The organism is Polaromonas sp., from assembly GCF_012927485.1.
Taxonomy (GTDB): domain Bacteria; phylum Pseudomonadota; class Gammaproteobacteria; order Burkholderiales; family Burkholderiaceae_C; genus Polaromonas.
Window position 1 is genome coordinate 79,606 of record NZ_JABBPC010000029.1, and the last position, 13,584, is coordinate 93,189.

At 58.4% G+C, this 13,584-nt stretch carries 14 protein-coding genes and 3 pseudogenes; 11 read left to right on the forward strand and 6 right to left on the reverse strand.

Going from position 1 to position 13,584, the window contains the following annotated elements:
• Positions 1–26 precede the first annotated feature (26 nt).
• Positions 27–197, forward strand: a complete 171-nt coding sequence (locus tag HHJ16_RS11195; protein ID WP_296900550.1) for a hypothetical protein — start codon at positions 27–29, stop codon at positions 195–197.
• A 767-nt stretch (positions 198–964) separates the two neighbouring features.
• Here HHJ16_RS11195 and HHJ16_RS11200 read toward each other — a convergent pair.
• Entirely contained in the window at positions 965–1,435 is a 471-nt protein-coding gene (locus HHJ16_RS11200) for a hypothetical protein (protein ID WP_296900552.1), read from the reverse strand.
• On the opposite strand from HHJ16_RS11200, the gene HHJ16_RS11205 reads away from it, so the two are divergent.
• Entirely contained in the window at positions 1,434–1,904 is a 471-nt protein-coding gene (locus HHJ16_RS11205; protein ID WP_296900554.1) for a hypothetical protein, read from the forward strand. The two genes, HHJ16_RS11200 and HHJ16_RS11205, sit on opposite strands and share 2 nt — an antisense overlap.
• A 124-nt stretch (positions 1,905–2,028) precedes the next feature.
• Here HHJ16_RS11205 and HHJ16_RS11210 read toward each other — a convergent pair.
• A pseudogene (locus HHJ16_RS11210) lies at positions 2,029–2,853 on the reverse strand (sorbosone dehydrogenase family protein); the annotation flags it as partial.
• Here HHJ16_RS11210 and HHJ16_RS11215 point away from each other — a divergent pair.
• A pseudogene (locus tag HHJ16_RS11215) lies at positions 2,854–3,150 on the forward strand (dihydrolipoyl dehydrogenase); the annotation flags it as partial. It abuts the pseudogene before it with no gap.
• A 96-nt stretch (positions 3,151–3,246) separates the two neighbouring features.
• A pseudogene (locus HHJ16_RS11220) lies at positions 3,247–3,483 on the forward strand (transposase zinc-binding domain-containing protein); the annotation flags it as partial.
• A 94-nt stretch (positions 3,484–3,577) separates the two neighbouring features.
• Here the strand turns inward: HHJ16_RS11220 and argG are convergent.
• On the reverse strand, positions 3,578–4,918 hold the full coding sequence (gene argG / locus HHJ16_RS11225; protein WP_296900556.1) for an argininosuccinate synthase: 1,341 nt from the start codon (positions 4,916–4,918) through the stop codon (positions 3,578–3,580).
• Positions 4,919–4,943: 25 nt separating this feature from the next.
• Positions 4,944–5,270, reverse strand: coding sequence for a pyrimidine/purine nucleoside phosphorylase (locus HHJ16_RS11230; protein WP_296900558.1), 327 nt, complete (start codon positions 5,268–5,270; stop codon positions 4,944–4,946).
• Between the two features lie 160 nt (positions 5,271–5,430).
• On the opposite strand from HHJ16_RS11230, the gene HHJ16_RS11235 reads away from it, so the two are divergent.
• Together HHJ16_RS11235 and HHJ16_RS11240 are read left to right on the forward strand one after the other, a co-directional pair.
• Entirely contained in the window at positions 5,431–6,006 is a 576-nt protein-coding gene (locus HHJ16_RS11235; protein ID WP_296900560.1) for a sigma-70 family RNA polymerase sigma factor, read from the forward strand.
• The gene (locus HHJ16_RS11240) at positions 6,003–6,776 is read left to right on the forward strand and encodes an anti-sigma factor (protein ID WP_296900562.1); all 774 of its coding nucleotides are present in this window, start codon (positions 6,003–6,005) and stop codon (positions 6,774–6,776) included. Before HHJ16_RS11235 ends, HHJ16_RS11240 begins: the two co-directional genes overlap by 4 nt.
• Positions 6,777–6,861: 85 nt before the next feature.
• Here the strand turns inward: HHJ16_RS11240 and HHJ16_RS11245 are convergent, their stop codons facing one another.
• Positions 6,862–7,596: a glycine zipper 2TM domain-containing protein gene (locus HHJ16_RS11245; protein ID WP_296900564.1), complete on the reverse strand. Its 735-nt coding sequence runs from the start codon at positions 7,594–7,596 to the stop codon at positions 6,862–6,864.
• A gap of 196 nt (positions 7,597–7,792) precedes the next feature.
• The gene (locus HHJ16_RS11250; protein ID WP_296900566.1) at positions 7,793–8,137 is read right to left on the reverse strand and encodes an ArsC family reductase; all 345 of its coding nucleotides are present in this window, start codon (positions 8,135–8,137) and stop codon (positions 7,793–7,795) included.
• Positions 8,138–8,290: 153 nt separating this feature from the next.
• Here HHJ16_RS11250 and pip point away from each other — a divergent pair, with 153 nt between their 5' ends.
• The 5 genes from pip (at position 8,291) to purF (ending at position 13,583) form a co-directional block, all read left to right on the forward strand.
• Entirely contained in the window at positions 8,291–9,265 is a 975-nt protein-coding gene (pip, locus tag HHJ16_RS11255; protein ID WP_296900568.1) for a prolyl aminopeptidase, read from the forward strand.
• A 62-nt stretch (positions 9,266–9,327) separates the two neighbouring features.
• The gene (gene folC, locus HHJ16_RS11260; RefSeq protein WP_296900570.1) at positions 9,328–10,638 is read left to right on the forward strand and encodes a bifunctional tetrahydrofolate synthase/dihydrofolate synthase; all 1,311 of its coding nucleotides are present in this window, start codon (positions 9,328–9,330) and stop codon (positions 10,636–10,638) included.
• A gap of 54 nt (positions 10,639–10,692) precedes the next feature.
• On the forward strand, positions 10,693–11,517 hold the full coding sequence (locus tag HHJ16_RS11265; protein ID WP_296900572.1) for an SPOR domain-containing protein: 825 nt from the start codon (positions 10,693–10,695) through the stop codon (positions 11,515–11,517).
• Positions 11,518–11,532: 15 nt separating this feature from the next.
• Entirely contained in the window at positions 11,533–12,018 is a 486-nt protein-coding gene (locus tag HHJ16_RS11270; protein WP_296900574.1) for a CvpA family protein, read from the forward strand.
• Positions 12,019–12,053: 35 nt separating this feature from the next.
• Positions 12,054–13,583 carry an amidophosphoribosyltransferase gene (gene purF / locus HHJ16_RS11275; RefSeq protein ID WP_296900575.1) on the forward strand — a complete coding sequence of 510 codons (1,530 nt, stop codon included), beginning with the start codon at positions 12,054–12,056 and terminating at the stop codon, positions 13,581–13,583.
• The last annotated feature ends 1 nt before the right edge of the window (position 13,584 follow it).

Genomic DNA, 13,584 nt, shown 5'->3' on the forward strand with positions numbered 1-13,584 from the left:
TTTAGACGGATAGGAAAGCCAACCGCATGAAGCCAAGGATCGCGCATTTGATGACCATCTGGCCACGTAAAAAGGCTCTCGATTCCAGCCTTCTGGACGTGCACTCACAAAAAGCGCCCGACGGCATTGTCATTTGCGGTGGGCCGCGCTTGCTCGGCGCAGGCCTGTCCCGCAGCGGGTCTGAATCGCTGTTTTGATCGCTCGCCAGTTGACGCGCTGATCGACATCAAATTCGAGTGCCAGAGCCACCGCACATATCCCCGGCACGCGGGCCACCGCTGGGGGATGGCTGTGGTGAAGCACAGATCGACGAGGGTGTCGAGATCGAGCCGGACTGGGACCCGGCAGCACAACCGGCCCCCGATTACGAGGTCGATCAGCGCGTCAATTGGTGGCTAAGTGAAATGGCGATTGCGCTGCGCTGCGGGGTTGGCTGCGTGCGCGGCGAGCCCAAAGCCAACTTGCACCCCGAGGTCCCGCATTTGGGCGGCTGCGACCCCTCAAACTGTACAGGCCAGAGTCGCTTGCTGGCCCAAAACTCGTGCAAGACTTGCTTCAATGCGGTTGGAATTTCTATCTGTGGTCGATATTTTGCTCATCTATCCGTTGTTGCTGGTTGTTTATCTTGTGGCGGTCGTTCAATCGTGTAGAGCAGGCCGCCGGGCATGATGTAAACGGCCATTGCTTTGCGGCGCGGCTTGCGTCAGGCGTTCGATATCAAAGGAGAGAAGCTACGATTTCGGCGTTATTTTTTGTAGGACTGTTTTTCGACGTGGCGGGCGAACAATATATCGGTAAATTCGAATCAACATGCTGAGGCCTCGCACACTTAAATTTCGGGCGATTATTGTGGCCGCCTATATCCTGCTGATGTTGCCGAGTGCCATATGGCCTGTGTATTTCGATTCGCTGACCAATTATTTATTGCTGCCGCCGTATTTATCTGTTTCTCTTTTTCACATGCTCAGGGTTCCCGAGCTTGCTTGAGCATAATGGTTTGTGCGGGTGGGGCTGGTGTGCGCCAACCGTTTTCGGCTGGATCTTTGTCGCAGCGTTCTGGGTGCTGGTTGCCTGGGGCGGCGCTTGGGTGATTGCCGCGCTGGCCATGCGGTTCATCCGCAACATGCGTTAGTGTGATTGCCGTGTAGTTTATGGCTTTGGCGGCCCAATCAATGGGTGCGTTGCTTGAGGCAATATATGTCGAAGCCGTTTCCCTGCGTGGCTTACTGCCGATATGAGCGGGTGTTTGTCGTGCAAGGCATAAGAAGAAGGCTGTCACGTAGGCGCAACAAACTTGCAAACTCGGGCCTTCGACCACGAGCGAAATTTGTTTATCAAAAACACAGGTAAGAATAGAATGCGCGATCGCCTGCTGATCTTCAGGGACTGCAATTAATATCATCAGCGATACCTCAACAATTACAAGGAATAACATGGTGAAGAAAACGACGATGGCCACTCTGGTCATTACTGTATTAATGGCAGGCTGCGCGACCAAGCAGGCCGAAAACCAATCTGCTGCATCGACGCCTGCGCCGGCCGCCACCGTAGCGGCCAAGGCAAAACCGTCTACACCCGTCACACGTATCGTGAAATCAAAAAATGGTGAATATGACGGTGAAATAATCGGCACGCCCGGCGCAAACAGCAAGTTTGCCAAATTGGAGATCGGCATGCGGCTGCGTGAAGTGTCCGACCTTATCGGCGCACCGGACGATCTTGAACGCCATGAAACCGGTAAGCGCTGGATACCGTTTTATTTTGGTGCTGACGCGCAACGTCTTGAAGTGCTGTACAAGGGCGAAGGCTGCCTGACCTACACCGGCGGCAATGTATTCGGTGGCGGTGGCAATGAATTGATCCGTATTACGGTCGATCCAAAAGGTACTTGCCAGCGCGGCTAAGGACATAGCAGCGGCATCGAACGATGATGTGCGCAAAAAACATTCCCAAGCCGGCGCTGCATAGTCGCTGCACCGGCTTGGCGTGATGTACCGGTCACATGACACGGGCAAGCATCGTCATTATCTATTTCACCGGCGTCACGCGCCATATGATGTTGCCGACATCATCGGCTACCAGCAGTGCGCCTTTACCACCTACCGCCGCGCCGACCGGGCGCCCCAGCGCATCGCCATCCTTGCTGAGAAATCCCGTGAGTACGTCCTCCGGCATCCTTGCGGGCTGCCCGTTGGCGAACGGTACGAATATCACTTTGTAGCCGCTACGCGGCTTGCGGTTCCATGACCCGTGCTGGCCGATGAAGGCGCCGCCGGCATAACGTTGCGGCAAGAGCTTGCCTTCATAAAAGGTCAGTCCGAGCGATGCGGTATGCGGGCCGAGTGCATAGTCCGGCACGATTGCCTTGGCTACCATGTCGGGACGCGGCGGCTTCACTCTCGTATCGACATGCTGGGCGTAATAGCTGTGCGGCCAGCCATACAAAACGCCATCCTTCACCGACGTCATGTAGTCCGGCACGAGATCGCTGCCGATCTCGTCGCGTTCATTGACGGCGGTCCATAGCGCGCCGCTTTGCGGTTGCCAGCCCATGCCGTTTGGATTGCGCAGGCCCGATGCGAAGAGGCGCGAGCGGCTGCTGGCCGGATCGATTTCGAGGATGGCGGCGCGCTTGACTTCGTTTTCCATGCCGTTTTCAGCCACGTTGCTGTTCGAGCCGACCGTTGCGTAAAGCTTGCTGCCGTCGCGGCTGGCAATCAGGTTTTTGGTCCAGTGATGGTTAATCGGACCGGCGGGCAGATCGGCAACTTTCAAGCCGGGCGCCGTGATCTGGGTATCGCCGGTTTTGTACGGGAAGCGCATCATCGCATCGCTGTTGGTGACATACAGATCGTGTTTCCAAAGACCGCCTCCGGCGGCGCCATTGTCAGCGGCCGCGACGAAGGTGTCACCAAACTGCTGTTTGATGATTCGCCGGAAGCACGGCCACGGCAAGATTCTCAGTAGCGGCATGGTCGGCCCCACGCCGGCGACATGATTGGCGAGATCGCGTTGGCGATTGAGATGGGCGCAGATGCGGTCGATATCGGCAAGACCATCCACCCGCACCCGACGCTTGGAGAGTCCATCGGCATGGCGGTGGAAGTGGCACACGGCAGTTGCACGGATGTGCCGCCTGCGCGCAAGTAAGCCTACCTGAGTCCAGAAGACAGAAAGCCCGAACTGGCAACGGTTCTGGCTTTTTGCTGTCTGGCTGCTTGGTGTGAGTTGGCGTTTAAGTGCTGTAACGGGCAGGGCGACTACCGCACGCCAAAGCCCCATGTCCGCCAAGCGTTTCGCAAATACCTCGAATGCGGCATCTTCGCGCACGGCTTTGCCAGAGCTCGGTGTGACGACTGTGGACACGACTACTTCGTAGCCTTCTCCTGCAAAGGTTGTGGAGTGTCTTTATGCAGCCAAGTAAACATGGTGGGAACGGTCAATTCTCGAAAGCGGGTTGTGTCTGGCAGGCAGGCCCGATATTAATATGCGAAGCGTATGAGCGCCAGGCTGCCAGACACAAACCGCCCGATCCCCCTGCTTCAAAGCAACAGTCGCTGCTCAAGCGAACACTGATTTATTTGCTACTACCGTCACCGAGTTTGAAAAAGTCCCCCTCTTTGCTCAGCGACAACAAGCCACTCTGAGCATAGATACCGAGCTTTGCTCGCGTATCGGTGATGTCGAGGTTGCGCATGGTGAGTTGGCCGATGCGGTCGAGCGGACTGAATGGCGCGTCTTCTACCTTTTCCATGGAGAGGCGCTCGGGCGCGTAGGTGAGGTTGGGCGACTCGGTGTTCAGGATCGAATAGTCGTTACCCCGGCGCAGTTCCAGCGTTACTTCACCGGTGATGGCGCGCGCGATCCAGCGTTGCGCGGTCTCGCGCAGCATGAGGGCTTGCGAATCGAACCAGCGGCCCTGGTACAGCAGGCGGCCCAGGCGCCGCCCGTTGTCGCGGTACTGCTCAATCGTGTCTTCGTTGTGGATGCCGGTGATCAGGCGCTCATAAGCGATGAACAGCAGTGCCAGGCCGGGCGCTTCGTAGATGCCGCGGCTTTTGGCTTCAATGATTCGGTTTTCAATCTGGTCGCTCATGCCCAGGCCGTGGCGTCCGCCGATGCGGTTGGCCTCCAGGATCAGTTCAACCAGGTCGTCGTAGGTTTTGCCATTGAGGGCAACGGGCCGGCCTTCCTCAAACCGCACGCTGACTTTCTCGCGCTTGACGTCGACCTCGTCTTTCCAGAACGCCACATCCATGATGGGCTGGACGATTTTCATGCCGCTGCTTAAATGCTCCAGGTCTTTCGCCTCGTGGGTGGCGCCGAGCATGTTCGAATCGGTCGAATAGGCCTTTTCGGCCGACATCTTGTAGCCAAAACCAGCTGCCGTCATGAAAGCCGACATTTCGGCACGACCGCCGAGTTCGTCGATGAACAGCTGGTCCAGCCAGGGTTTGTAGATCTTCAGGTCGGGGTTGGTGAGTAGGCCGTAGCGGTAAAAACGTTCGATGTCGTTGCCCTTGTAGGTGCTGCCATCGCCCCAGATGTTGACGTCATCCTGCTTCATCGCGGCCACCAGCATGGTGCCGGTCACAGCGCGGCCCAGCGGTGTGGTGTTGAAGTAGGTCACGCCTGCCGTCGAGATGTGAAAGGCGCCGCATTGCAGCGCTGCGATGCCTTCTGCCGCGAGCTGTTTGCGGCAATCAATCAGGCGCGCTTTCTCGGCGCCGTATTGCATCGCCTTGCGCGGAATGTCCTCATAGTCCGGCTCGTCGGGTTGGCCCAGGTTGGCGGTGTAGGCATAGGGGAGGGCGCCTTTGAGCTTCATCCAGTGAAGCGCGGCGCTGGTGTCGAGTCCACCGGAAAATGCGATGCCGACTTTCTCGCCAATGGGAAGGTGCTGAAGGATAGTGGCCATGGAGGGGTTCCTGCTTATTTGTAGTTCAACCGAAATGGCAGATGTAGTGATAGGACTCGAAGCCGGGCGCCACACGGATGTCAAATTTCGAATTGCCAGGGACGGTGAATTTCTCGCCGGCCGATGATTTCGTCCAGCTTTCGCTACCGACCAACTTGTATTCGCAGGCACCCGCCACGCATTCCATGATTTCTGGCGCGCCCGTAGTAAAGGTCAAGGCGGCCGGAAGAATCACGCCCACCGATTTCTGGGTGCCGTCGGCAAACGTGATGCCGTGGCTCACGCATTTGCCGTCAAAGTACACATTGGCTTTGGTAGTGACGCTGATGTTGTCAATTGTTTCGGTAAGCATGAGGAGAAGTGGGGAGGAGATGAGTGGATAAAGGGCCGCGCTGCGACCAGCGGTCTGACGTCAGCCGGTGATTTTAGGTTACCCGCGCGGTCCGGCCCAGCTCGACCTGAATCCGTCTTTCCATTCACGGCGTATCTGGTAATACTGGACAATGACGTTCATGAAGCCAGAAAGCCCGGATATTCAATTGATTGCTCTGCTAGACCGTGTTGCCTTGGCTGATGAGTCGGCCCTCAGGGAGTTGTACGAGTTGACCTCGTCCAAGCTCTATGGCGTTGCAGTGCGCGTGGTCACTAACCGCGAATGGGCAGAAGATGTGCTGCAAGAAGCCTTTTTGAACATCTGGCGGATTGCGGGCGACTACAAGGCGACGCTGTCGCCCCCGATGGCCTGGATGGGCTTGGTGGTTCGCAGCCGTGGCCTTGATTTTTTGCGCCGTCGGACTTCGGACCGCGCCGACGCGATGCAGGAGTTGGACGACGTGATTTCCGACACAGTGGCGGGGGACTCTCCCAACCCGATGGACACGACGCAGGCCAGCGAGCAGGCTCGGGCGTTACACCAATGCCTGAGTCAGCTGGAGAATAAGCAGCGGGAAGTGGTGAGTTTGGCTTATCTGCGTGACTTGAGTCATGGCGAACTGGCCGAGCAACTCAAATTGCCGTTGGGTACTGTAAAAACCTGGATTCGTCGCGGCTTGGAACAATTGCGCGGCTGCATGGCGAGGTTCTCATGAATTTAATCAACAACGTCTCTTTGATGGAACAACTTGCAGCGAGCTACGCGCTGGGTACTTTGCGCGGCGGTGCGCGGCGCCGCTTCGAAGCGCTGGCGCGTGACAACGCCACGTTGCGCGCTGCGGCGCTGATTTGGCAAAGTCGACTGGCCTCAGTGGCGGAATTACAGCCGCAGGCGGCGCCCAGTGCGGCCGTGTGGAAACGCATTGAAAACCTTGTCAGGGCGGAAAAGCAGGCGAAAGCGATGCAGGCTGCACGCACGGCCCCGGTGCCTGCGGTTGGTTGGTGGGCCAGCCTAGGGCTGTGGCGCGGCGCGACCGCTGCAGGGGCTTTTGCCGCGGCCATTGCGGTCGTTACAGGGCTTAACCTCAACACGCAATTGAGCGGGCAAGTTCAAGATCTGTCGGCCAAGCTGTCTGCCACGCCTGACATCCAATACGTCGCCGTGCTGGCGGACGATAAGGCGTCGGCATCCATGCTTGTGACGTTCGATCCCAAGAGCAAAAAACTGCTGCTCAAGCGCGTGGGCGATTTCCGCGAGCAGACGGACAAGTCGCTGGAGTTGTGGGCCTTGCCGCCGGGGGCTGCTCCGAAATCATTGGGCGTATTGAGTGGTGATGCGGTGGTTCGCCTGACCGCAGCGGACCGCGATGTCCGGGAAGTTCCGACATTGGCCATCACCCTGGAATCCAAGGGTGGCGTGCCGCCGGGAAGCGGGCCTAACGGACCGGTGTTATTCAAAGGGGCGCTGATTCAAACCGTGCAATAGGAAGCCACCTAGGCCGTTGCCTACCAGGCGGCGGAGTATAAGAAAAGGGGCTTTGAAAAGCCCCTTTTTATTGCACTGGTGGAAGTCAATGCCAGCGGTGATGGCCGGCGTAACCGCCGCGGCTATAACCAAAATTGAGTGAGAGCCCAATCGGCGAGTAATAGGGCGAGTAGTACGAAGGTCCGTAATAGGGCTGGGCGTAATAAGGCTGCGCGTAGTAAGCCGGGTACACCACCGGTGCCGAGACCATGGGTTGCTCATAAATCTGCTGCTGGATTGGGGCGGGCTGGATGTAAGTCTGCGGCTGAACAGCTTGCGGTGCAGGGGTGATAGCGCCTACCGGAGTCACTTGCAGGCGCACGTACGAGCCTGGGTCGTTCGCCATTTGAACGTTGTACTGGGTGCCGGAATATTCGTACACCACGTTGTAATGACTGGGTCGATTTTCGTAAAACGTCTGCGTCGTGCATTGCTGCACGTTCTGAACCTGACTGTTGCCGCCTTCAATGCGGTCGCCAATCATCGCGCCACCCACCAGGCCGAGCACGGTGGCTGCGGCCCGGCCACCGCCATTGCCAATCGCGTTGCCGGCTGCGCCCCCCGCCAAGGCCCCCATAAGCGCGCCCGCACCCGATTTGGGCGCCTGTGTAATCACGGCCTGGTTGTTGCACACCTGACGTGGCACGGCAACTTGTTGCACCACCGGCGTGCTGGAGATGACCCGCGCAAGAATGTCCATGGCCGACGCGGACCCAGCCAGCAAACTGCCTGCGGCGGCAACCGAAGAGACGATCAAGGTTCTAACCAATACTTTTTTCATGATGTAAACCTCTTTTCAGCAACGGGCTGGGATGAGCCGTTTTGGCGGGTTCACCCGCAACGCAGATCAGGACTTGAGCGCAAGCCCTGATTTTAATAAATAGGATTCATTTTGCGGCGCGTAGTTCGGTAAATTGACTGTAAAGCTTTCCGTAGCCTGCCCGCGAAGAAAAGACCGGCCCCCACTGCAATTGAAGTCAAACCCGGGCAGACCAAGCCGCGGGGTCAAACCCGACGCTGATCTCATTCCCCCAGTCCACCACCGGGCGCTTGATGGCGCTGGGATGGGTCAGCATCAGCGCCTGCGCGCTGGCTGCGTCCATCACTGCGGCCTGGGCGGCGCCATCAAGCTTGCGCCAGGTCGTCCCCTTGCGGTTGAGCAGCTTTTCCCATCCGACGGCCTGTGTCCACAGCGCCAGTTTTTCCGGTTCTATGCCTTGCTTTTTGAAGTCATGAAATTCATACGTCTGTCCGTGTTCGATCAGCCATGCGCGGGCCTTTTTAACGGTGTCGCAATTGGAAATACCATAAAGAATAATCATGCTGCAATTCTTGCAGGTTTTTGAGTTCAAAATAGGTCTTACACGTTTGCCATTCGGCCGCTGGTAGCTATCAAATAAATAGCGGTAAATTACTCCACCGCGATGGCTTTAGTTACGACACTTCTGCTTGGCGACTTTCACCATGGACGTTCTATGACTTCTCCGAAGACCCCGGTTGCGACCTCCCAAACAACGCTTTATCCACCCATCGAGCCGTTTCGTACCGGCACGCTCGAAACGGATGACGGCCATTCGATCTATTGGGAGTTGTGTGGCAACCCGGCGGGCAAGCCGGCGGTATTTTTACATGGCGGGCCGGGCTCAGGCTGCTCGCCCGAGCATCGTCGACTGTTTGATCCGGCGCGGTATTGCGTGTTGCTGTTCGATCAGCGCGGATGCGGGCGGTCCCGCCCCAGCGCATCTCTGGAGCACAACACAACCTGGCATCTTGTGGCGGACATCGAACGACTTCGAACCTTGCTGGGCGTCGAACGCTGGCTGGTGTTTGGCGGTTCCTGGGGTAGTTCGTTGGCCCTGGCGTATGCCCAGACGCACCCCACGCAGGTGTCGGAACTCATCTTGCGCGGTATCTTTACGCTTCGCCGTGCCGAGCTGCTCTGGTATTACCAGGAAGGCGCTTCATGGCTATTTCCGGATCTGTGGGAACACTTTCTTGCGCCGATTCCGCCGGCCGAGCGAGGCGACCTGATGGCGGCCTACCGCAAGCGCCTGGTGAGTCCCGACCGGGCCGAGCAGCTAGCCGCCGCCCGCGCATGGAGCTTGTGGGAAGGCCAGACCCTGACGCTGCTGCCGGACCCGGCCGCCGCGGCCAAGCACGGTGGCGATGACTTCGCGCTCGCATTTGCCCGAATCGAAAACCACTATTTTGTGCATGAGGGCTGGCTGGACGAAGGTCAGCTGATTCGAAATGCAGACAAGCTGGCTGGAATACCCGGTGTCATCGTGCAGGGCCGCTATGACATGCCTTGCCCCGCCAAAACCGCCTGGGACCTGCACCGCGCTTGGCCGGGCGCGGACTTTCACCTGATTGCCGATGCGGGCCACGCGTTCAACGAGCCTGGCATCCTGCAGCAATTGATTGCCGCGACCGATCGCTTCGCGCGGTAAAGGATTTGACGCTGATAAGTGGCGGCAAGGGGATTACGCCTTGCGCGACAATCCGAAGCAGTATGGAACACCTCAAAACATTGGCTGACTGGCTGGCTCATTGCGAGCATCTGCATCCCAAAACCATCGACATGGGATTGGAGCGCGTGGGCGTTGTGGCGCAGCGGCTGGGCCTGGCGTTTGCTTGCCCGATCATCACAGTCGCCGGAACCAACGGCAAAGGCTCTACCTGTGCCATGTTGGAGGCCATCCTGCTGGAGGCCGGCTTCCGTACCGGGGTGTACACCTCGCCCCATCTGGTCGATTTTGAAGAGCGTTGCCGCGTCCGTGGCGATATCGTAAGTGCTACTGATTTAATAGCCTGCTTCGCCCGGGTGGAAAGCGCAAGGTCTGCAAATGGCGACGAGATTTCCCTGAGCTACTTTGAATTTACGACGCTGGCTATCCTGAAACTGCTGGCGGACGCCGCGCTGGACGTCGTCATTCTGGAGGTCGGACTGGGTGGCCGCCTGGACGCGGTCAATATATTGGATGCGGATTGCGCAGTGATCACCAGCATCGACCTGGATCATATGGAATTGCTGGGCAACAACCGCGAAAGCATCGGCCTGGAAAAAGCCGGAATTATGCGCGCGGGAAAGCCCGTAGTGGTGAGCGACCCGGTACCGCCCCAAAGCATTCTTGACCGCGCCGCAGAACTGGGCGCTGACCTGTGGCGTTTTGGCCATGACTTCAATTTTTCGGGTGACAAGCTGCAGTGGAGCTGGGCCGGTCGCGGCAGGCGTTATGCCGGGCTGGCTTATCCGGCATTGCGCGGTGCCAACCAGCTCTTCAACGCCTCTGGCGCGCTGGCGGCGCTGACCGCCTTGCGTGATCGCCTGCCCGTGACGGCGCAAGCCGTTCGCAACGGTTTGTCCATGGTCGAGTTACCTGGGCGCTTCCAGCTTATCCCAGGCCAGCCGACGCTGGTGCTGGATGTGGCTCACAACCCGCATGCGGTGGCTGCATTGGCCGAAAATCTTGATGCCATGGGCTATTTTCCGTGCACCCACGCGGTCTTTGGCGCCATGGCGGACAAAGATCTGGCGGCCATGTTTCGAAGAGTGGGTCCGCTGGTTGACAAGTGGTATTTCACGGATCTGCCGACGGATCGGGCCGCCAGCGGTGCGGATTTGCGTGCTAAATGGGCTTCGGGCGATCCCCGGCCAGACGTGATTGCAGACGTTTACAAAACCCCCGAGGCCGCTCTTCAGGCGGCCGTAAAGGCGGCGGACCCCGCTGATAGAATTGTGGTGTTCGGCTCGTTCTACACGGTGGGTGGTATTTTGAAGGGTGGCGTACCGCGTCTATCGGCCCCGCATCTGGCTGCTTGAGGTCAGGTAAGGTCGAACTAGCCACGTTAACCGTCAAGGGATTCAAACCACACCATGTCGCTTTTCAATTTCCGTCGGGGCGGTTCCACCTCTGCGCCTACTGCCGGCTCAGCCGCTCAACCGGAAAGCGTGGAAGTCATGCGCAAACGCGCTAAGCACCGCCTGATCGGCGCAGTCGTTTTGGTGTTGATGGGCGTGCTGGGTTTTCCGCTGTTATTCGATACGCAGCCACGGCCCATTGCCGTCGATATTCCGATTGAAATTCCCGGTAAAAACACGGTCAAGCCGCTCGTTGGTCCCGCGCCAGCTGCTCCTATGGCTGCGGATGCAGCTTCTGCAGTGGCGCCGGCGGACAAGGTGACGGCGGCCTCCAGTCTCGCACCCAAAGAAGAGATATTGCCATCAAAACCGTCTTCCGTAACGGTCGCACCGGCGCCATCTGCTATCAAAAACGAAGCAAAATCAGAGTCGAAGCCGGCTGTGAAAGCCGAAGTCCGGCCTGAACCTAAAGTACCGACCAAGGCTGAGGCCAAGGTGGAAGCCAAACCGGCTCCTAAGGCGCCGGCTGCGAGTGGCGACGGTGCGCGTGCCAGCGCCTTGCTCAACGACACCGCACCGCCGGTAGAAAAAACCGCGGGTGCCGACGCATCAGGCCGTGTGGTGGTGCAGGTCGGTGCCTTTGCCGATGTTGCCAAGGCGCGCGAAGTACGCGTCAAGCTGGAAAAAGCGGGTCTTAAAACCTATACACAAGTTGCCGAAACCAAGGATGGCAAGCGTATTCGAGTGCGCGTGGGCCCGTTTGCCAGCAAGGCCGACGCTGAAACGGCCGCGCGCAAGATCAAGGCGCTTGATTTGCCTGCAGCCATTCTTAGCCTTTAATTAGCGCGCAAATTAGTGGCAGCGGTTGATTGGATTTTGCTGGGGGTATTGCTCTTTTCGATGCTGTTGGGCGCATGGCGCGGGCTGGTTTACGAGGTGTTGGCGGTGTTGGGTTGGGCGGCCTCGTTTTATGTGGCGCAATGGTTTGCGCCCCAGGTGGCTACCCTGCTGCCCATCTCGTCGGCTTCGGAGCCGGTGCGCTATGCAGTGGCGTTTGTGCTGATATTTATTGCCGCCGTATTTGTGGCGGGTTTGCTTGCTTTTTTGCTGAAGAAGCTCGTTGAAGCCATGGGGTTGCGTCCGGTAGACCGGACGCTGGGGGCCGCTTTCGGCTTGGTGCGGGGCGTGATTTTGCTGCTGGCCGCTACCGTGGTGATAAACATGACGGCGCTCAAGGCCAGCAACTGGTGGCAGGCGTCTCAAGGCGCGGCCATGCTGACGACCACGCTGAAAGGTTTGAAGCCGATGCTCCCCGAACAGTTTTCAAAGTATCTGAATTAATTTTTTACGAGTCAAAAAATCATGATTGAAACACCATGTGCGGAATAGTTGGCGTCGTCAGTAAAGCCCCGGTCAACCAACTCATTTATGACGGCCTGCTGCTGCTGCAGCACCGTGGCCAGGACGCCGCCGGCATCGTCACGCAACAGGGACGAAAGTTCTACATGCACAAAGCCAAGGGCATGGTGCGTGACGTTTTTCGCACCCGCAACATGCGCGCGTTGCCGGGCAATGTCGGGCTTGGCCAAGTGCGTTATCCAACGGCTGGCAACGCCTACAGCGAAGACGAAGCGCAGCCGTTTTATGTCAACGCCCCGTTTGGCTTGGTGTTGTCGCACAACGGCAACCTGACCAACGCGGCCGCGCTCAAAACCGAGCTATTCAATACCGACCACCGCCACATCAACACCGACAGCGACTCTGAAGTATTGCTTAACGTACTGGCGCATGAACTTGAAAAAACCACACGGGGATTGCCCCTGACGCCGACCGATGTGTTCGCAGCGGTGCGCCGTGTGCACAAGCGTGTCAAAGGGTCGTATGCCGTCGTGGCGCTGATCGCCGGTCACGGGCTGTTGGCCTTTCGCGACCCGTTTGGTATTCGCCCTCTGTGTATGGGCCGCGGTCAAAATGAAGGCGGCAGCACGGTGATGGTGGCCAGCGAGTCGGTCGCACTGGAGGGTACCGCGCACCAGTTTGAGCGAGACATTGCGCCGGGAGAGGCTGTATTTGTGGACCTGGAAGGCACTGTATACGCCGAGCAATGCGCGGACAATGCCAAGCTCTATCCGTGCATTTTCGAGTTCGTGTACCTGGCGCGTCCGGACTCCGTGCTCGACGGCATTTCGGTGTATCAGGCCCGTCTCAATCTTGGAGAAACGCTGGCCAAACGCGTGGTCTCCACGGTACCGCCCAATGAAATCGATGTAGTCATTCCGATCCCCGAATCGAGCCGCCCCAGCGCCACCCAACTGGCACATTTGCTTGGAATTCCCTACCGCGAAGGTTTCGTCAAGAACCGCTACGTGGGCCGCACCTTCATCATGCCGGGGCAGGGCGTCCGCAAAAAATCAGTACGCCAAAAACTTAACGTGATTGCCAGCGAGTTCAAAGGTCGCAATGTGCTGCTGGTCGATGACTCCATCGTACGCGGCACCACCAGCCGAGAGATCGTGCAAATGGCCCGCGAAGCAGGCGCACGCAAGGTCTATCTGGCCAGCGCCGCTCCGCCGGTGCGCTATCCAAACGTCTACGGCATCGACATGCCGACGCCGGACGAGCTGGTGGCGCATGGCCGCAGCATTGAAGAAATTCGTCAGGTGATTGGCTGCGATGCGCTGATCTACCAGGACGTGGAGGGCATGCGGCGCGCCATTGGCTCGCTGAACCCGAAACTTGATGGCTTTGACGCCTCCTGTTTTGATGGCGTTTACATCACCGGAGATGTGACGGCCGAGACCATTGCCGCGATGAATTCACAGCGGGCCGATACCGCAGAGAAGATCGGCGAGGAGGGCGACGTGGACGTGTCCCGGCTAGCGCTTCCCAATCCTCAGGAGGCTTGAA